The 18,248-nt window shown below is 33.1% G+C and carries 21 protein-coding genes and 1 pseudogene; 11 read left to right on the top strand and 11 right to left on the bottom strand.

Features of this window, described 5'->3' with window-relative positions; genetic code table 11:
• Positions 1–34 precede the first annotated feature (34 nt).
• Positions 35–586 (top strand): exosome complex RNA-binding protein Csl4, encoded by a 552-nt coding sequence (locus OO712_RS01100; protein ID WP_109877391.1) that lies wholly within the window; start codon positions 35–37, stop codon positions 584–586.
• Between the two features lie 3 nt (positions 587–589).
• Positions 590–1,405, top strand: coding sequence for a prephenate dehydratase (gene pheA, locus OO712_RS01095; RefSeq protein ID WP_109877392.1), 816 nt, complete (start codon positions 590–592; stop codon positions 1,403–1,405).
• On the opposite strand, the gene OO712_RS01090 is transcribed toward pheA, so the two are convergent.
• The 3 genes from OO712_RS01090 to folP all read right to left on the bottom strand — a co-directional run bounded on the left by OO712_RS01090 (position 1,402) and on the right by folP (position 4,360).
• Positions 1,402–1,869, bottom strand: a complete 468-nt coding sequence (locus tag OO712_RS01090; protein ID WP_109877393.1) for a hypothetical protein — start codon at positions 1,867–1,869, stop codon at positions 1,402–1,404. The two genes, pheA and OO712_RS01090, sit on opposite strands and share 4 nt — an antisense overlap.
• 130 nt (positions 1,870–1,999) lie before the next feature.
• Entirely contained in the window at positions 2,000–3,430 is a 1,431-nt protein-coding gene (guaB, locus tag OO712_RS01085) for an IMP dehydrogenase (RefSeq protein ID WP_109877394.1), read from the bottom strand.
• 30 nt (positions 3,431–3,460) lie between these two features.
• On the bottom strand, positions 3,461–4,360 hold the full coding sequence (gene folP / locus OO712_RS01080; protein WP_370684794.1) for a dihydropteroate synthase: 900 nt from the start codon (positions 4,358–4,360) through the stop codon (positions 3,461–3,463).
• On the opposite strand from folP, the gene OO712_RS01075 reads away from it, so the two are divergent.
• The 5 genes from OO712_RS01075 to OO712_RS01055 are packed head-to-tail and all read left to right on the top strand — an operon-like array spanning position 4,361 to position 7,877.
• Positions 4,361–5,098: a 6-hydroxymethylpterin diphosphokinase MptE-like protein gene (locus OO712_RS01075; RefSeq protein ID WP_109877395.1), complete on the top strand. Its 738-nt coding sequence runs from the start codon at positions 4,361–4,363 to the stop codon at positions 5,096–5,098.
• A gap of 35 nt (positions 5,099–5,133) precedes the next feature.
• On the top strand, positions 5,134–5,709 hold the full coding sequence (locus tag OO712_RS01070) for a hypothetical protein (RefSeq protein ID WP_109877396.1): 576 nt from the start codon (positions 5,134–5,136) through the stop codon (positions 5,707–5,709).
• A gap of 4 nt (positions 5,710–5,713) precedes the next feature.
• A complete protein-coding gene (guaA, locus tag OO712_RS01065) occupies positions 5,714–7,237 on the top strand; it encodes a glutamine-hydrolyzing GMP synthase (RefSeq protein WP_109877397.1) in 1,524 nt (507 codons plus the stop codon).
• An 8-nt stretch (positions 7,238–7,245) separates the two neighbouring features.
• Positions 7,246–7,611, top strand: coding sequence for a hypothetical protein (locus tag OO712_RS01060; RefSeq protein ID WP_200829098.1), 366 nt, complete (start codon positions 7,246–7,248; stop codon positions 7,609–7,611).
• 2 nt (positions 7,612–7,613) lie between these two features.
• Positions 7,614–7,877, top strand: a complete 264-nt coding sequence (locus tag OO712_RS01055) for a DUF2024 family protein (protein WP_109877399.1) — start codon at positions 7,614–7,616, stop codon at positions 7,875–7,877.
• Here the strand turns inward: OO712_RS01055 and OO712_RS01050 are convergent.
• From OO712_RS01050 to OO712_RS01040, 3 genes are read right to left on the bottom strand one after another with little or no spacing between them, the layout of a single operon-like run.
• On the bottom strand, positions 7,874–8,740 hold the full coding sequence (locus tag OO712_RS01050; protein WP_109877400.1) for an ROK family protein: 867 nt from the start codon (positions 8,738–8,740) through the stop codon (positions 7,874–7,876). The two genes, OO712_RS01055 and OO712_RS01050, sit on opposite strands and share 4 nt — an antisense overlap.
• A 49-nt stretch (positions 8,741–8,789) precedes the next feature.
• On the bottom strand, positions 8,790–10,400 hold the full coding sequence (gene thsB / locus OO712_RS01045) for a thermosome subunit beta (protein ID WP_109877401.1): 1,611 nt from the start codon (positions 10,398–10,400) through the stop codon (positions 8,790–8,792).
• A 43-nt stretch (positions 10,401–10,443) separates the two neighbouring features.
• Positions 10,444–12,159, bottom strand: a complete 1,716-nt coding sequence (locus OO712_RS01040; RefSeq protein ID WP_109877402.1) for an adenine deaminase — start codon at positions 12,157–12,159, stop codon at positions 10,444–10,446.
• Positions 12,160–12,277: 118 nt separating this feature from the next.
• On the opposite strand from OO712_RS01040, the gene OO712_RS01035 reads away from it, so the two are divergent.
• Both OO712_RS01035 and OO712_RS01030 read left to right on the top strand, forming a co-directional pair.
• Positions 12,278–12,559, top strand: a complete 282-nt coding sequence (locus OO712_RS01035; protein WP_109877403.1) for a 50S ribosomal protein L44e — start codon at positions 12,278–12,280, stop codon at positions 12,557–12,559.
• Positions 12,556–12,753, top strand: coding sequence for a 30S ribosomal protein S27e (locus OO712_RS01030; RefSeq protein WP_109877404.1), 198 nt, complete (start codon positions 12,556–12,558; stop codon positions 12,751–12,753). Before OO712_RS01035 ends, OO712_RS01030 begins: the two co-directional genes overlap by 4 nt.
• On the opposite strand, the gene OO712_RS01025 is transcribed toward OO712_RS01030, so the two are convergent.
• Genes OO712_RS01025 through cobD form a run of 5 tightly spaced genes read right to left on the bottom strand, consistent with a single transcriptional unit; the run spans position 12,736 to position 16,915 of the window.
• Positions 12,736–13,320, bottom strand: coding sequence for an NTP transferase domain-containing protein (locus OO712_RS01025; protein ID WP_109877405.1), 585 nt, complete (start codon positions 13,318–13,320; stop codon positions 12,736–12,738). The genes OO712_RS01030 and OO712_RS01025 overlap by 18 nt on opposite strands.
• On the bottom strand, positions 13,317–14,042 hold the full coding sequence (gene cobS, locus OO712_RS01020; protein ID WP_109877422.1) for an adenosylcobinamide-GDP ribazoletransferase: 726 nt from the start codon (positions 14,040–14,042) through the stop codon (positions 13,317–13,319). The genes OO712_RS01025 and cobS overlap by 4 nt, the downstream gene beginning before the upstream one ends.
• Positions 14,035–15,003, bottom strand: a complete 969-nt coding sequence (locus OO712_RS01015; protein ID WP_109877406.1) for a cobalamin biosynthesis protein — start codon at positions 15,001–15,003, stop codon at positions 14,035–14,037. Before OO712_RS01015 ends, cobS begins: the two co-directional genes overlap by 8 nt.
• The gene (locus tag OO712_RS01010) at positions 15,000–15,839 is read right to left on the bottom strand and encodes a cobyric acid synthase (RefSeq protein ID WP_109877407.1); all 840 of its coding nucleotides are present in this window, start codon (positions 15,837–15,839) and stop codon (positions 15,000–15,002) included. The genes OO712_RS01015 and OO712_RS01010 overlap by 4 nt, the downstream gene beginning before the upstream one ends.
• On the bottom strand, positions 15,836–16,915 hold the full coding sequence (gene cobD / locus OO712_RS01005) for a threonine-phosphate decarboxylase CobD (protein ID WP_109877408.1): 1,080 nt from the start codon (positions 16,913–16,915) through the stop codon (positions 15,836–15,838). The genes OO712_RS01010 and cobD overlap by 4 nt, the downstream gene beginning before the upstream one ends.
• Before the next feature lie 83 nt (positions 16,916–16,998).
• On the opposite strand from cobD, the gene asd reads away from it, so the two are divergent.
• A complete protein-coding gene (gene asd, locus OO712_RS01000; protein ID WP_109877409.1) occupies positions 16,999–18,075 on the top strand; it encodes an aspartate-semialdehyde dehydrogenase in 1,077 nt (358 codons plus the stop codon).
• Positions 18,076–18,176: 101 nt separating this feature from the next.
• Positions 18,177–18,239 (top strand): annotated as a pseudogene (locus tag OO712_RS10685) (Lrp/AsnC family transcriptional regulator); the annotation flags it as partial.
• Positions 18,240–18,248: the final 9 nt, after the last annotated feature.

The following is an 18,248-nucleotide window of genomic DNA, read 5'->3' as shown; positions in this document are numbered from 1 at the left end:
AAACAATTATAATCATAAAAACAAAAATCCCTGCATGTCTGAAAATGCGACATTTCCGGGAGACAAAATAGCATCTATTGAAGAATATGAGGCTGGAAATAACACCTTTGATGATGGCGATATGGTAAGAGCAGCAACCATAGGTGAAAAAGATATTGACAAGACAACACGAATTGCCAGTATTAAACATCCAAAACTTCTATCAATTCCTCAAGTAGATGACATAGTTATTGGGACAGTCGCAGCAGTAATGTCATCAATGATTGCGGTTTCTATTGATTACATTAATGGAAGACCAACTACATCAAAAGTAGAATGTGTTTGTTCCACACGAAATTTAAGAATAAGAAATGTTGCATTGGTAAATGATATAGTAGCATTAAAAATTCTAAATCATCTTAATGGTACAATTCATGCAACAATTAGTGAACCAAATTTAGGGGTTTTATTTACAAAGTGTAGAAAATGTGGTGGAAAAGTTGTTCCAATGCGTGATGCCATCAAATGTACAGAATGTGCATGGATTGATGAAAGAAAACTTTCTTCCAATTTCGGCAATAGCGATTTTATAAAATTGAGAGAATAAAAAATGACAAATGTTTCGTTCCAAGGTGAACGAGGTGCGTACAGTGAAGCAGCGGCACTAATATTTTTTAATAATGAAATAGATACTGTTTCGTTTGCCACATTTGCCGAAGTATTAGAAAATACATCATCAGATAAAACAGAATATGCAATTTTACCTGTAGAGAATTCATTGGAAGGAAGCGTTGGCGAAAGCTATGATTTATTGTATTCTACAGATCTAAATGCAATAGGAGAAGTCTATCATAGAATTCAACATTGTTTAATTGGAATTGGCAGATTAGATGAGGTGGATACTGTTTACTCACATCCACAAGCTTTGGGACAGTGCAGAAAATTTATCGAAGAACACAGTATGAAGACAATTCCATCATATGATACTGCAGGAAGTGTAAAAATCGTTAAAGAATTAAACAAAAGAAATTGTGCAAGCATTGCAAGTAAGAACGCAGCAGAAATTTATGAAATGCCAATAATTTCCAGTAACATTACAAATAACCTAAATAATTATACCAGATTTTTAATCTTGTCAAAAACAAACAGTCCAATTACTGGTAATGACAAAACATCAATAATTTTCTCAATAAAGCATGAGCCAGGCTCATTGTTTCGGATTATAGAAAATTTTCACAAAAATAATGTAAATCTAACAAAAATTGAATCAAGACCAACAAAAACAAACACATGGGAATATAATTTCTATGTGGATTTTGAAGGGCATAAAGAGGATTCAAAGATTTCAGAAATGTTGGAAAAAATAAAACACGATACACTATTTATGAAAGTTTTAGGTTCGTATCCTTCTGCAAAACTTGGCTAAAATCCCTTAGGTTTTCTTAGAGTAAAACCCATACTAAATCCAATGATCACCATACCAGAAGTAATAACCATAAGATCAAAAGTGAACCATATTGGATCAGAAGTTCTAACTAAAACTCCAGTAATTATCAATTCAGCATTACCAGTATTTTGAATATGGATTTTTGTTTCACCGTCTATTAGATGAGTCCAGTTCAAACTCACTTCCTTTTTGTATGAAGTATTAGGAATCTGTAATCCATCTCCAGGACTTTCAAGTTTCATATCAAAAGAATCACCAGTAATCGTCATAGTTTGTTGTGTATGCGCAGGTGCAGGTATGGTATAAAATGTAGAATCGCCTACTGCTACAACATAATTTTCATTAATTGTGATTGTTCCAATATGTAAAATCAGAGAATATCCACCAATAGCGATAATTACACTTCCAATTACCAAACCAATGATAGTTCTTTTGGACAACATGTTTGAATTGTTTAGGATACTGCTTAAAAAATTAGCTATTCCCGTTTTGTACTGATTATTGCTTTTCATGAAGACTATAGGTGAAAATCCTCAAGTTCATAATTGTTACACAAAATTCATGGAACAGGAGTTACATCAAAGAAACATCATGAGGCTGACTTTCTGCAAATCCGGCTCTTGACATTTTGATAAATTCTGCATTTTCTTGCATTTGTGTAATTGTATGAGCACCACAATAACTCAATCCAGAGCGTACCCCACCAGTTAGTTGCTTGAGAATATCAGTAACAGTTCCTTTGTAAGGAACCATTGCTTCAACCCCTTCTGCAACATAATCATTAAGATCATCATCAAGGGAAATTGAACCTGTTTCTTTGGATTTTCTACCAATTGAAGCAGCTAAAGAAGCCATTCCACGATAAACTTTGAAGCGTTTTCCATTTTTAGTCAAAACTGTACCAGGCGATTCATCAGTTCCGCCAAGCATACTGCCTACCATTACAGACGATGCTCCAGAAGCTAATGCTTTTGTCGCATCACCAGAAGTTCGAGTCCCACCATCAGAAATTATAGGAATGCCATAATCCTTGCCAATTTTTGCACAATCCATCACTGCTGTTAATTGTGGAACGCCAGAACCAGTAATTACTCTAGTAATACAAATTGATCCAGATCCAACACCAACCTTAACTGCATCAACACCTGCTTTAATCAAATCCTCAGCACCTTGAGCAGTTGCAATGTTTCCTGCAATCAGTTCACAGTCAGGAAATGCTTTTTTGATATTACGAATTGTACTCAGGGCATTTTCACTATGACCATGTGCAATATCAACAACAAGTACATCTGCACCTGCTTCTAAAAGAGATTCACTTCTTTCTAAAAAGTCACCTTTTACACCAACTGCAGCACCAACGAGTGGGCGTCCTTTCTTATCTTTTGACGCATTTGGAAAATCAGCATTGTTTGTAATATCTTTACTTGTTATCAATCCCTTGATCATTCCAGAATCATCAACTATTGGTAATTTTTCAATTCTATGTTTATGCAAGATTTCTTTAGACTCATCAAGAGAAACCCCAAATTTTGCAGTAATGACATCTTTTGTCATAACATCTTCAATGCGAAGTTTTGGATCAGCAAAAAGTAAATCTCTCTCCGTTATTATTCCTATTAATTTGGAATTTGAATCAACCACTAAAAGACCAGATATTTCCATATCATTTGCATAATCTATAGCATCTTGAACAGACTTGTTTGAAGTAATAGAATATGGATTTTCTATCATTATGCTTCCTGAACGTTTTACTTTGAGAACCTCGTGTGCTTGTTCTTCTATGGTCAAAAATCTGTGAATTATTCCAATACCGCCAGCACGAGCCATTGCTACAGCCATGGAGGATTCTGTAACAGTATCCATATTTGCACTTACAAAAGGAATGTTAATTGATATATTTCGAGATAATTTTGTTGTTAGATCGGTCTGACTTCTGCTTGTAATATCTGAATATTTGGGTACAAGAAGAACATCGTCAAAAGTTAATCCTTCTTTAAATTCCAATGAAACCTTGTTAAGAAAGTTAAATATTGATTATAAGCCTTTGTGTTGTTTTGACAGATTAGATGCAACAGTTATTGCATCTTTAGTTGCCTGTACATTGTGCGTACGGATAACATCGACCCCATTAACAACAGAGATTGTCTCTGCTGCAATTGATCCAAATAACCGATCAGCAGGATTTTCTTTTCCCAAAATTCTTCCCAGAAAAGATTTGTTTGAAACCGAGATCAAAATTGGAAAACTTTGTTTTATCAAATTCAAATTTTGAATTATCGATAGATCTCGCTCTACCCAATCTGACTTAATTTTGGTAAAAAATTGACCTTGCCCTGTTTTTCTAAAAAATCCAATAGCAGGATCCAATACAATTTTTTCAGAGGAAATATGAGAACTTTTGGCTATTTTCAAACTTTCTCTAAGAAGTTTTTTAGTTGAAGTGATGGGATTTCCTAAAACAGTTTTAGAGTCATATGCACATAAAATTAGAGAGGGTGAAAACTTTGATACTACTTTTTTCATTTCATCATCATATTTTAATCCTGAAATGTCATTGATTATTTCAACACCATTTTCCAAAGCATCTTTTGCAACTTTGGCCCTACATGTATCAACTGAGATTGGTAGATTGGAGACATTTTGAATAATTTTAATTGCAGAAAGAACTCTTTTTGATTCTGTTTTCTCAGAAATCATAGTAGGCAGATATGGTGCAGTGGACATTCCGCCAACATCGATAAAATCAGCACCTGCATTTTCCATCTCTTTTATGTAATTTTTTATTTTAATCGTACTTGTATGGATGGATTTTTTGTAAAATGATTCAGGACTTGTATTTAGAATTCCCATTATTCGAACAGGATTTTTTCCACCTACGCCTACATTTGCAAGTTTTGCCACATGGTTTATCAAATCTAATGCAATTTGAGTCATATGATGAAATTAGGTTGGAAAAAGAGATATGCAGATATTTTAAAAGAATTCAATTATAGTGAAAAAAAGGATAAAGAGTCAGCTATTCTGTTAAACTCAATTTTAAAAGAATCAAACGCAAATCAGAAAATTATCCGCCTAATTGAAGGAAAAACAGTTTTTGTTATTGGTTCAGGCCCTTCGTTATTAACGGCCATCCCAGTATTAAAAAGATACAGAAAATCAATTAAAATTGCTGCAGATAGTTCACTTGAATCACTTGTAAAAAATGGAATCATGCCAAACATCATAGTTACAGATTTGGATGGCGATGAAGACACATTAAAAAAAATTGCAAAAACACAAGCCATTTTTGTTGTTCATGCGCATGGTGATAATATGGAAAAGTTAGCATTAGCAAAAAAATTTAAAAATTGTATTGGAACAACACAATCAAAACCTTTTAGTAAAATACAAAATTTTGGTGGATTTACTGATGGAGATAGAGGAGTATTTCTTGCAAATCATTATGGGGCAAAAAAAATAATTTTGTTTGGAATGGATTTTGGAAAAAAAATTGGTAAATTTTCAAAGACAAAAAAAATAGATAGAGAAACAAAATTAATGAAATTAAAAAAAGGGGAAAATCTTTTAGAATGGTTATCAACTATTACAAAGTCAGAATTATTTACCACGTCAAAATCAATTAAGGGATTTCAAAAAATATCATACAAAGAACTGGATATTATAATTACCTAGAATGCATTTAATACCCATCCCACATTAACCAAATTATGAAATTTTCTGAAGAGCAGGTAAAGGAAATTGTCGCTATGAAAGAAAGTTTGGTAGAACAAATAGACAAACATCAAGAATCCATTGAAATGTTAGAAAAAAACATCACTGTTTTAGATTTATTCTTAAAAGATTCTAGTTTTACAAAAGCATCTCAATTAGAAATGAAAAAAGGGCCAGAAACCCATTCCAAACCAGAAATTATTGAAAACCCAGTGGAAAATTCAATTCCAATTAAAAGAGTAAACGATGGCAAGATAATTGCTAATGCATATGTTACACCAGAGCAATTATCCATAGTTTTAGACAATGAAATTATGATAAATGCAGACACCCCACCCTTCAAATCATTCTTCTTAGACAGAATTATTGGGGAAATGAAAAAGAAAGATTTCCAAGAAGCGGAGAACGGAAAAATCCAAAAAGAGTCAATTATTGATTACATAATTAACAAAAATGGATCAGATATTAGAGAAATCATAATTAAAAACTACAGACAAAAAGAAAGAGTCAACGAATTAATTAACACAGCAGGGTGGTCATTAACTAGAATGCTTGAAAATATCAAAAAGTGATAACATGGACAAAATAGTAGTTTTAGATTTCGGGTCACAGTATAGCCATTTGATTTGCAGAAGAATAAGAGAATTTTCAGTTTATGCAGAACTTGTACCTTATGATATTAGTTTTGAGGAATTACAGAAACTTAATCCAAAAGGAATAATTTTTTCTGGAGGACCATCAAGCGTTTATAATTCAGATGCCCCAGTTCCTGAAAATAAAATATTTGAAATGAATTTACCGTTACTCGGAATTTGTTACGGACATCAATTAATTGTTAACAAGTACGGCGGCAAAGTAAAAAGAGCAAACAAAGAATATGGTTCATCTTTGCTTACAATTGATAATGACAAAGATCTTCTAAATGGGATTGGAGAATCAGTTAGAGCATGGATGAGTCACGGTGATGAAGCTGAGCAAATTCCACCTGGATTTCAAGTTATTGGACATACAGAAGGTGCAAAAGCTGCGGCAATTGCATCAGAAAACAAATCAATTTATGGAATTCAATTTCATCCAGAAGTAGTACATACAGAACAAGGTACAGAAATTCTCAAGAATTTTGTTTTGAAAGTTTGTGGTGCAAATCAAGATTGGACTATGGAGGGATTTATTGATTCTGCAGTAGAGAAAATTTCTAAAATTGAAGGAAATGTACTTTGTGGAGTTAGTGGTGGGATAGATTCCACAGTAGTGGCACTACTAATTCACAAAGCAATCGGGGATAGACTAAAGTGTGTTTTTGTAAATAATGGCCTCTTACGATTAAATGAAGAAAAAGAAATTGAGGCGATGTTTAAAGATAATTTCAAAGTGAATTTTACTTCAATTGATGCTGCTGATCAATTTCTTGGGAAACTCAAAGGTGTAGAAGATCCTGAAAAGAAAAGAATGATTGTGGGTGAGGAATTCATTCATGTTTTTACAGAGTTTGCAGAAAAAAATGGTCCCTTCAAATGGCTGGCTCAAGGAACACTATACCCAGATGTGATTGAGAGTGGAGTCTCCAAAGGTCCTGCAGCTGTGATAAAATCTCACCACAATGTAGGAGGACTGCCAGATTGGCTTAATTTAGAAATTTTAGAACCATTAAGGGAACTGTATAAAGATGAGGTAAGAAAAATAGCAAAAATTCTTCAAGTTCCAGAAAAGCTTTTCATGAGACATCCATTTCCCGGTCCAGGACTAGCTGTCAGAATAATCGGAGAGGTAACCCCAACTAAACTAACGATTGCAAAAGTGGCTAGTAGAATTGTTGAAGATGAATTACTAGAAGCTAATTTGTATGATAAAGTATGGCAAGCTTATGCAGCTGTAGGTGATGATAGAGCAGTAGGCGTAGTTGGTGATGAACGAAGATATGGAAATATTGTAATGATTAGAGTCGTAGATTCAATAGATGCAATGACGGCAGATTGGACTCGACTTCCACATGGACTTTTAGAGAAGATGAGTAATAGAATAACAAATGAGATTGAAGATGTCACATGGGTAACATACACAATTTCAAGTAAACCGCCTGCAACGATTGAGCCACAGTAGGGATAGTTTTGGAATATGAAAAAATTTGTGATGAAGTTTTAGAATGTGATAAAAAAATCAGATATGTTGGGATTTATGATTACGGTGAACTTTATGATAAAATGAGACAGGGATTAAAAAGTCATTTAACAAGAGAAGAAACTGAGATGTCTTTATCTCAGGCAGTTTATCGCTGGTCTACACGTAAAAAAACATCAGATAAAATCGGCAAACCAATTTTTGCATTAGCAAAGTATGAGAAAATTTATCGTATTACAATTCCTATTGGTGGTGCAGGATTAATTTTGATTAGTACAGAATTAGATGTAGATGTAAACAAAACTGTAGATAAAATTCTGGAAATTAAAAATAAATATTCCAAAAATTTGGGATAAACATGGATTTTCATGTTTTTGACACATATGTTAAGGCAAAAGATGGTCATACAATGCATTTTGATGTAGTTACTGATGAAAGCGATATAGAAAAAGCGATTTCTTTTGCAGAAGAATGGCTAAAAGGAATTGGGGAAGAAACAGCAAAAGTAAGCACAGAGGAATGTAGATTTTGCCATACGCAATCAGTTCCAGAAGATATGGAAATTGAGATAATGACAAATGGATATTTTATTCAAAGAATAGATGGGTGTCCTGAAAACTAAGTTAATAGCGCTGCACCATACACACCAGCAGAATCACCTAATTTGTTTTTCAAAATTGGAGTATCAACTAGATCTGAAAATACTTTATCATAAACTAATTTCTTTCCTTCAGTGTATAGAAAATCAATATTTGACAAACCACCACCTAAAACAATTGCGTCAGGATCTAAAATGTCAATTACATTAGCAAGGCCGTAACCAAAATTTTCAAGAAATTCATCTTTCCATTTCTGGCCAACCTTATTGTCAATATTAGAAAGAATTTCAGGAAGAGACATAGATTTGCCAGTTTGTTTTTTCCATTGTTTTTCTAATGACGGGCCGCTGATGTAAGTTTCAACACACCCAGCTTTTCCGCAATAACAGGAATTTCCATTACGATGTAAAATATGATGTCCCCATTCTCCAGCGATGTTGGTTCTACCAGAATGAAGATTTCCATCAATCACAATACCGCCTCCAATACCAGTACCCATGATTACTCCAAAAACTAAACCATAATCCATAGCAGCACCCATTTTAGCTTCTGCCATAGTGAAACAATTAGCATCGTTTTCAATAGAAATTTTTTTCCCAAGTTTTTTTTCTAGATCTTGTTTTAGAGAGTTCCCAATCAAGCATTGAGTATTGCTGTTTTTTATTAATCCAGTTTGTTTAGAAATGGCACCAGGTGTACAAACACCAATAGAAAAATCAGAAATATTTTCTGATACTTCCAAAACCAAAGAGGAAATGTTATTGATTATTTCTTCATAATCATTTTGTGGTGTTGGGATTCTTTTTCTTTCTAAAGCACGAAGATTTTCATCAAGTAAAATTACTTCGGTTTTGGTACCGCCTAAATCTATGCCAATTTTATACAATAGTAACTTTAGAAAATTTGAAGTTTTTAGTTTTAACTAAATTACAGATTTAATGCATTCCGCCACCGGGGGCGCCAGATGTAGCAATAACATCATCAATTCTAAGAATCATGCAAGCAGCTTCTGTAGCAGATTTGATTATTTGCTCTTTGACTGCAATGGGTTCTATAACATTAATTGCCATCATATCAGCAATCTGAGTATTTCTAGCATCGATTCCAGTCCATTTACGACCTTGATTTTGTTTGGCTCGTAGATTTGCCATAGTATCAATTGGATCCATTCCTGCATTTTCAGCAATTGTCAATGGTATTACTTCTAGAGCCTCTGCGTATTTCTTGATAGCTAGTTGTTCTTTGCCATCAAAATTATCAGCCCAGTCTTTTAGCAATGATGCTGCATATGCTTCAGGTGCACCACCACCTGCAACAATTTCAGGCTTTTGAATTACATCTTTTACGACCATTAATGCATCATGAATAGAACGATCAACTTCATCAATTACTCTTTGAGAACCTCCCCGAATTAGCATTGTAACAGATTGTGGGTGTTTACAACCCTCAATGAAAACCCATTTGTCAGATTCCACCTTTTTTTGATGGGCCAATTTTGCGGAACCTAAATCATTTTCTGAAAGATCATCAAGATTACTAATTACTCTTCCACCTGTAGCTTTTGAAAGTTTAATCATATCACTTTCTTTTACGCGACGAACTGCCATGATCCCATATTTTGCAAGATAGTGTTGAGCAATATCATCAATGCCTTTTTGACAAATCAAAACGTTCGCTCCAATATCATGCAATTTATCTACCATGGATTTTATCATTCTATTTTCTTCTTCTAAGAACATCTGCATTTGAGTGGGGTCTGTAATTCTAATCTCAGAACTCATTTCAGTTTTTTCAATTTCTAATGCAGAATTAATTAATGCAATATGGGCATTCTCGATTTTTGTTGGCATTCCACTATGAACAATTTCTTTATCCAAAACAATTCCTTGTATAACTTGTGTATCCTGAATTGAACCGCCAGACTTCTTTTCAACTTTAATGTTTTCAAGATCAACTGAATATTCATCGCCTTTCTTTGTAGCGATGCTAAGAATTGCGTCAACTACGATTTTTGATAATATTCCACTATCTTCAGAGATTAATTTTGATTGCATGCTGGTTGTAGCAATTTTCTTAAGAGAGTCTTTATCATCAGGCAGTACTTTTTTTGCTAGTGCAGAGTAAATTTCAAGAGTCTTGTCTGCAGCTGCCTGAAAACCATCAACAATGGTTGATGAATGAACATCTTTTTTGAGAAGATCCTCTGCTCTTGCCAACAAAGCACCTGCAAATACAACTGAAGAAGTTGTACCATCACCTACTTCATTGTCTACTGTTTTAGAAATTTCAACTATCATTTTTGCTGCTGGATGTTGAACATCAATCTCTTTGAGGATGGTAGCACCATCATTTGTAATAGTAACATCACCTAAGGAATCAACTAACATTTTATCTAGACCACGAGGTCCAAGACTACTTTTTACTAATTCTGCAACTAATTTTGCTGCAGAAATATTGTTTTGTTGTGCATCTTTACCTTTCTGTTGTAGTGCACTTTCTTTTAGAACTAGAACAGGTCCATTTGGTCCTTGTTGAATCGATGCCATTTAGTTTCAGCTTCAGTCCCCGAATCCCCCTTTTTAACATTACTTAGTTGATCGGTTGTATGTAACGCCGTTTTTTCACATCTACAATTCCACCTGAAAGAATTCTAACAGAAGGTAATGCCAAGAAAGGTAAAAACAATGGAACCAGATGAGGTCTGGAAAATTTACATCCAGAATCAACAATAGTATTATTGATATTTTCAAAATTTTTGGATACTTTGTCAAAAGAATCTGTAGAAATAATTCCTGCAAATTGTAAGGGCAAAGATGCAAGAATTTTACCAGATTTTACTACAACAAATCCACCTTGATTCTGTATAATGTGGTTGGAAGCTATTGCCATATCAGAATCATCAGATCCAATTACTATCAGATCATTTTCATGAAAACTCCACGTAGATGCAAATGCACCAATATCAGCTCCAAAATTTTCAAGAAATCCAATAGAATGTTGATTTGTACCATGAATTCTATCAAATGCTGCAACTTTCCATATATCAGAATCTAAAGAAGCAGAAATTTGATTATCCTTTGAACGAAGATTAGCTGAACCGATTTTAGTAATGATTTCAGTTTGCATGAATATAGTATTTGCAAGTACGTCTTTCTTTTTTGATTTTATAAGAAAGTCATTTTTTGAGAATTTTTTTAATTTTACAGTTTTTTTGAACCATGGAGATATTGATTTTTTCTTAATAGATGTGACAATTTTTCCATTAGATACAACTAGTTTTCCACCTACAAAGACTTTGGTCGGTTTAATTGATTTTAGATCATCAAAGATTAGAATATCTGCTAATTTTCCAGGCGCTATTCCACCAAGATCTTTTCCCATGTTATAATAATCAAAATTATTTTTTGAAGCCATAGTAATTGCGTCTATTGGTTTGAGGCCGAGTTTGATTGATTCTCTTACACAATGATCTATGTGACCAAAATTCATAATATCAAGAGGATCAAGACCATCTGAGCAAAACATTAAACGATTAAGATACGTCCCATGAGATAAAACGCTTGGAATAATTTCTTTCAAATCTCGTCTTATCGAGCCTTCTCTAATCATTATCCACATTCCAAGACGTAATCGTTCTAACACTTGATCAAAATTGATTGGTTCATGACATGATAAAATACCAGAGGAAACATATGCATTAAGTTTCTTTTCACTTGCACCAGCTGTATGGCCATTAATTATACAATCATGCTCCAACATAGATGAAATAGATTTCATTGTTTTTGGTTCACGAAGAGTTACTTTGGTCCAAGAAAAAACTTCTCCCAAACCAAGAACATGTGGATGTTTTATTGCAGATTTTTCTTGCGATAATGTGAGAGAGTCACTGTTACTAAATTTTCCATCCACAGGAAGACCTCCAGGTACAACTTGGAAAATTCTTATTGGCAAATCTTCCCCAAGTTTAAGAAATTCTTGAAAACCTTTGTAACCTGCAACGCTTACAATATCAATTGGATCTGAAAATAAAGAAGTAACACCACAAAGAAGAGCCTTCTGTACAAATTCAGAAGGCAACACAAATTGATCAATATGCAAGTGAGGATCTGCAAAACCAGGAGAAACATATTTTTCTTTTACATCAATTACAGTTGTTTTTGGACCTAAAGTATGTGAAGCATCAGGACCAACATATGCAATTCTATCACATATTATTGCAATCTGAATTTTTGGGAGAATTTCTCGTGTGTAAACTGATAGTAAATTACAATTTTTTAAAATAAGATCGGCTTTTTTGTCACCCATAGCTACGGAATTCAATGAAGAGATCGAAGTTGCCAGGCTCGAAGTCACAGATAATAATTGGATTTTGCGCCTATTATAGATTCAATGCTTAAATTACGGTTGAAGAGGTTTTTTTGATATGAACATTCCTAAGGTGATCAGAAAGTATTGTGCAAAGTGTAAAACACATACTGAACAAAAGGTCTCCATTTACAAGGCTGGAAAAAGACGAGGTTCAGCTAGAGGTGAACGTCGACACGCAGAACGTAAAAAGGGATATGGTGGACAGAAATTCCCAAAATTAGCAAAACCAGCCAAAGTTACAAAGAAAGTTACTCCTATCATGACATGTACCGTGTGTAAAAAGAAATACAATAAAGTAGGCGTTAGAATTAAGAAATTTGAGTTGGTGGCAGCATGAAAAAAGATCACATTGAGATTCCAAAACCAGCAAGTAAGTTTCAAAAAGTCAACTGTAATGAATGTGGAGAATTACAAGTAGTTTATTCTCATGCATCAACACAAGTTGCATGCAATTCCTGTGGAAATGTAATTGCAGAAGCAACAGGTTCTAAAGCCAAAATTAATGGCAAAGTCTCAGGTAGTGCTGAGTAAATCATAATCCTGTTTAGAATTTAGATTAAATGCAAGTCTCTTATCATCAAATATGATATAATTTTCATCTAAAGTTTCAAGCGATGTAATTTTTTTTGAATTTACTAATGAAATCCCAGTATAATGGCATACTTGATCAGAAAAATTTACTGGATAATCAGATTCAAGTCCAAGTGAAGAAAGGAATTTTTTAGTTACAAGGATGCTAGTCCATGTTTTTTGAGAGTCATATTGGTTTACAATTTTTTTGATTATCTCTCCATCCAATAAAGGTAAATCGCCAGAAGTAACTAAAACTTGATCATCTATTGCCTTTAGTACTAAATTTAGATCTTCAACATAACCAATTCCAGGAGTGTCAAAGATTTCAATATTATTTTCTTGAAGTAGTTTTTTTGTTTTAGGAGAATTAGAACTTGTGATTGCTAGAATTTTTGAAAAAAGATTGGAATTGTTTAATGAATCAATTACGTGAAGTATGATTGGTTTTTTGTATTTGAGCAATAATTTTTCGTCATCTAAATTCATACGAGTGCCTTTCCCACCAGCCATCACAATCCCAATCATATTGATACAAACACCATCAATGAAGCTAATCTTGTGAGTTCATTTGTAGCGCCAAGCACGTCACCAGTAATTCCACCAAAACTACGAGTGGATAGTGCTAAAAGAAAAATAACAAGAGTTACAGTTACGCCGAGCATTACTAATCCAGTTGTTTCACCAATAGCGATGACAGGAATTAGCATGATTATGAATGCGGCAGTGAGTTTTTTCTTATCTTTCATCACGTCTACAAAAGGTGAATTGGAGCCTAAGGAGGCTGAATTTCCAAGACTGGCCAGCAATACCATTGAGAATTTTGCTAGAATTTCACTAATCAAAATTGCTTTAAACAAATCAAATCCACTTGTAAGTGAAACTGTAATCACCAATCCAATTAGATATAACACTATTCCAACAATTCCTGCAGAACCAGTTGAAAGATCTTTCATCGCTTTTAGCTTTTTATCTTTACTACCTTTGACCATTAATCCGTCAGCAAAATCAGCCAAGCCGTCTGCATGATGAATTCCAGTTACGATTGCAATAAAAGCTACAACTAACAAACTAACTAACAACGGATCTAAAAAGAAGGATAAACCAAATCCAAAAGAACCGACTAAAAGTCCAATTGCAATTCCAACTATAGGAAAAAGATACATGTATTTTGCGATATTTTCTAGAGTCGTATTTGAAGATGGAAATATTGTAAGAAATGAAAAAACAGAACTTATTTCTTTAAGCATGAATCCACCATCCAATTAAAGACAAAATGGAAATTATTGGAATTGTAACTATTCCAAAGAAGAGAATTGATGTAAGTTTCATCATTGTTATTGCAGAGTACACGTGTTCTTTTGTTAATGTAATTTCACCGTCACCTAACTTGTAGTGATTTATCTTTTCAAATTTTGTTTCAAGCGCTCCTGCTAATGCAGCCATAGGATATCCAGCATTTGGACTTTCAGTTTTTTTGCCATCACGAATCATGATTTTGTATGATTTCTTCCAATTATTTTTTAAGATAGCAGCTGAAATAATCATAGTCAAGCCTGTAAGTCTAGATGGAACATAGTTCAAAATGGTGTCACAAGTTGCAGCAAACCATCCTACATTTTTGAATAGATCTGTCCTGTATCCAATCATTGAATCTGCAGTGTTAATTACTCTATACATAAATGCTCCAGGCAAACCAAAAATTGAAAAATAGAAAAGAGGACCGGTTATCCCATCAACAGTATTTTCACTAATGCTCTCCAACATGCCTGAAATTACATGATTTTTATCCAGATTCTTAGTATTTCTCTTAACTATCATAGACAGATTTGCTCTAGCCCCATCTAGATCATTATCAAGGAATTCTAGAATTTTATGGGTGTGATTTTCCATTCCTCTAATAGCAATTGTGGTTTTTAGTAATAATCCACCAACAATTACATACACTATAATTGAAATGTAATCAAAAGAGATTAGAGATATTCCAACATTTAAAATTAAAAGTAATGAGATAACAATCAGACTAGTAATAATTATGATTAAAATTCCTCCAGTTTTTTCAATTGTAGGATTTTTATTTTTTGCAATAGGTGTTAGTGTAGCAATTAATTTGCCCATCCAAACAGTAGGATGATATTTATTTTTTGGATCCCCTAATGTTAAATCAATAAAAATTGCAATACCAACAATAAAAATAGATTCAAGAATCATTTTAGCATTCTCTCAATTGATTTGATATCAATGTTTGATTTTACAGTTTTTGCTAATCGATTTAGTTCATTATCAATTTTTAAAAGATTTTTCTTATTCCATGTGATATCTTTAGGTTTTGCATGAAGAGAATCCTCTTCGGGTAAATCTAGTGATATTAGTGGGACAGTACCAACAACGGGAATAGTTGTAAGTTTTTTGAGTTTTTGAAATCCTGGTTTTAGCACATCAATATCCCCTCTAAATTTGTTAAATATGAAACCTTTTACAAGCTGTTGATATTTTTTTTCAATTAAAGCCATAGTTCCTACAATACTTGCAAAGGAACCGCCCTTGTCAATATCAGAAACAAGTAATACTGAAGCTTTTGCTCTTTCCGCAATTCGCATGTTTGCAATATCAAATTTTTGTAAATTAATTTCAGCAGGCGATCCTGCACCTTCTAAAATTACTAAATCAAAATTTTTTTGCAATGTTTTCAAAGATCTAGATGCAATGTTGAATCCTTTGGTATTTACAAATTTTTCATAGTAATCTTTTGCATGCATTTTTTTGTAGCGTTTTCCATGTAGATATACAATGCTATTGTAATTTCCTATTGGCTTGAGCAATATAGGATTCAAGTCAGGAGTGATTGTACAACGAGCACCAATTGCTTGGATAGCTTGTGCTCTGGAAATCTCAAATGTAGGCGTAACATATCCAAAATTTGACATATTTTGGGATTTGAATGGAGCAACATTGTATCCTTTATCTGAAAAAATTCGGCAAAGAGCTGCAACCAGAGTTGTTTTTCCAGCACCAGAAGATGTTCCCTGAATCATTAATGATTTCATGTGAAATTCTCCAATGCTTTTACTAGTTTTATGTTATCCTTATGAGATTTTACAGCAATACGAAAATAATGATTGTCTAATCCTCGAAAATTTTTACAGTCTCGAATAAGGATTTTATGTTTGAGTAATTTTTTTTGTAATTCTGTTGAATCATGAATTGTTTTTATCAAAATAAAATTTGTTGAAGAATCACAGCATTCAAATCCATAAAATTGATTGATTTTATTTTTTAGAAAGTTTGATTCCTTTTTAATAACTAATTTTGATTTTGTGATATGAGATTTATTGTTAAGAGAAATTTTTGCTGCATGTTGTGCTAGGGAATTTACACTCCATGGGATTTTTATTTTCTGCAAAATTTCAACTATTTGCTTTGATGCTACTGCGTAACCTATTCTCAATCCAGGAAATCCAAAAGATTTAGTCAAAGAACGTAAAACAAATAGATTATCGTATTTTTTTATATATGATATTACTGATTCGTTGGATTCAGGAACTAGTTCAATAAAGCATTCATCAACAAATACTAAAGAAGAATTTTTTTGTGCTTTTTGAATTATTTTTAGCATTTGTTTTTTTGGCAAAAGTTTTCCTGTAGGATTATTAGGATTACAAATAAAGATGCAACCATTTCTTGGAATTTTTGAAATAAATGAATTAATATTTTCAGACAAATCTAATGTTTTAAAAAATGAAATTTTACTGTTGTTGAGTTTTGCTGCAGTTTCATATTCTTGAAAAGTAGGAACAGGAATCAATACTTTTTTTCCAGACAGAAAGGCAAAACAGAAATTATAGATTAGTTCAATTGCACCATTTCCAACAAGAATATTTGATTTATCTAATTGCGTGTATTTTTTTATACTTAAAATTAGTTCAGACGAGTCTAAATCAGGATAATTTTGAATAGTGTCAAGATTTTTTTTAAGGAAGTTTTTTACGGATGGAGGGATTCCAAGTGGATTAATGTTGGAACTAAAATCCAATATTTGAGGATTAGAATTTTTTAAAGAGTGTCTTCCCCCGTGAATTACTGGAATATGTCTAATTATGGAAGATTTTGTTCTTATTTTCACAGTTCCAAATAGTAGTTGCTGATTTAGTATGTTTTGGTGATTCAGAAAACGATTATTAATTGAAAGACATCAATTAGTAAATTATGGCTAAAAAAAGGGTTGCAATTATTGGAGTTACAGGTTCTGTTGGTCAGGAATTTGTTCAGTCACTAAATAACCATCCATGGTTTGAAGTAACTCAAATTGCAGCATCTGAACGTTCTGCAGGCAAGAAATACCTAGACGCAATAAAGGATTCAAATGGAATTGTTGCATGGGATGTAGGTGGAGAAATCCCAGAATACATCAAAGAAATGACAGTAAAATCAATTAATGAATTAGATGTATCACAATTAGATTTAGTATTTTCTGCTGTTGAATCTGAAGCTGCAAGAGACATTGAGACTAAAATGGCAGTTGATTTACCGGTTATCTCAACTAGTTCAGCTTATAGATACGAAAATGATGTTCCTATTCTAATTCCAGGAATTAATGATGAGCAGACAGAATTACTTGATATTCAAAAAAAGAATAGAAATTGGAAAGGTTGGGTGGCACCTCTTCCAAACTGTACAACCACAGGTTTAGCAATTACATTAAAACCATTACTTGAAAAATATGGTGCAAAAAAAGTTATGATGACTTCAATGCAGGCCATTTCAGGTGGTGGAAAATCAGGTGTGTCGGCCATGGGAATAACAGATAACATAATTCCATACATTCCGAAAGAAGAAGGAAAGGTAAGACAAGAAACCAGAAAAATTTTAGGTAAACTAAAAGATGGAAAAATTGAAGAAGCAGACATTAGAATTAGCTGTACTTGTACTAGGGTTCCTGTAATAGATGGACACACAGAATCTGTGTTTGTTGAAACGACAAAGGAGATTGATCCTGCAAGAGCAAAAGAGACTTACAATCAATGCAATAAAGATATTTCAGTTATAGGATTGCCTTCTGCTCCAAAAGATTACTATGCATTTCATGAAGATCCTACAAGACCTCAACCTAGAATGGAGAGAACTGTTGGTGATGGAATGACAACCACAATAGGAAGAGTTGAGAAAGAAGAGTTATTTGATAACGGTCTCAAATACATGCTCTTCTCACATAATAAAAAAATGGGTTCAGCAAAAGGTGCAGTGTTACTTGCAGAAATGTTATACAAAAAAGGCAAGATTTAGATAATTTTTTGTAATTTTTTCAATAATAACTTTATAAGAACCAGAAATCTAGATCGACTCAGGTGTTTTAAACGGCAAAAGTAGATGATTTAGATTTACAAATTTTATCAGAATTATCTAATGATGCATCGATTTCAGTTCCGAGATTATCAAAGAAAATCAATGTAAATTCA

The organism is Nitrosopumilus zosterae (assembly GCF_025998175.1).
Lineage (GTDB): Archaea > Thermoproteota > Nitrososphaeria > Nitrososphaerales > Nitrosopumilaceae > Nitrosopumilus > Nitrosopumilus zosterae.
This window is presented reverse-complemented; position numbering and strand designations above follow the sequence as displayed.

Bases quoted from the DNA above. Each gene is read 5' to 3' on its own strand.
- OO712_RS01075 (WP_109877395.1), top strand. From the start codon at position 4,361: ATGATGAAATTAGGTTGGAAAAAGAGATATGCAGATATTTTAAAAGAA.
- OO712_RS01070 (WP_109877396.1), top strand. From the start codon at position 5,134: ATGAAATTTTCTGAAGAGCAGGTAAAGGAAATTGTCGCTATGAAAGAA.
- asd (WP_109877409.1), top strand. From the start codon at position 16,999: ATGGCTAAAAAAAGGGTTGCAATTATTGGAGTTACAGGTTCTGTTGGT.
- OO712_RS01025 (WP_109877405.1), bottom strand. From the start codon at position 13,320: ATGATTGGGATTGTGATGGCTGGTGGGAAAGGCACTCGTATGAATTTA.
- OO712_RS01055 (WP_109877399.1), top strand. From the start codon at position 7,614: ATGGATTTTCATGTTTTTGACACATATGTTAAGGCAAAAGATGGTCAT.
- thsB (WP_109877401.1), bottom strand. From the start codon at position 10,400: ATGGCATCGATTCAACAAGGACCAAATGGACCTGTTCTAGTTCTAAAA.
- OO712_RS01090 (WP_109877393.1), bottom strand. From the start codon at position 1,869: ATGTTGTCCAAAAGAACTATCATTGGTTTGGTAATTGGAAGTGTAATT.
- pheA (WP_109877392.1), top strand. From the start codon at position 590: ATGACAAATGTTTCGTTCCAAGGTGAACGAGGTGCGTACAGTGAAGCA.
- guaA (WP_109877397.1), top strand. From the start codon at position 5,714: ATGGACAAAATAGTAGTTTTAGATTTCGGGTCACAGTATAGCCATTTG.
- OO712_RS01100 (WP_109877391.1), top strand. From the start codon at position 35: ATGTCTGAAAATGCGACATTTCCGGGAGACAAAATAGCATCTATTGAA.
- folP (WP_370684794.1), bottom strand. From the start codon at position 4,360: ATGACTCAAATTGCATTAGATTTGATAAACCATGTGGCAAAACTTGCA.
- OO712_RS01030 (WP_109877404.1), top strand. From the start codon at position 12,556: ATGAAAAAAGATCACATTGAGATTCCAAAACCAGCAAGTAAGTTTCAA.
- OO712_RS01010 (WP_109877407.1), bottom strand. From the start codon at position 15,839: ATGAAATCATTAATGATTCAGGGAACATCTTCTGGTGCTGGAAAAACA.
- OO712_RS01015 (WP_109877406.1), bottom strand. From the start codon at position 15,003: ATGATTCTTGAATCTATTTTTATTGTTGGTATTGCAATTTTTATTGAT.
- OO712_RS01035 (WP_109877403.1), top strand. From the start codon at position 12,278: ATGAACATTCCTAAGGTGATCAGAAAGTATTGTGCAAAGTGTAAAACA.
- OO712_RS01040 (WP_109877402.1), bottom strand. From the start codon at position 12,159: ATGGGTGACAAAAAAGCCGATCTTATTTTAAAAAATTGTAATTTACTA.
- cobS (WP_109877422.1), bottom strand. From the start codon at position 14,042: ATGCTTAAAGAAATAAGTTCTGTTTTTTCATTTCTTACAATATTTCCA.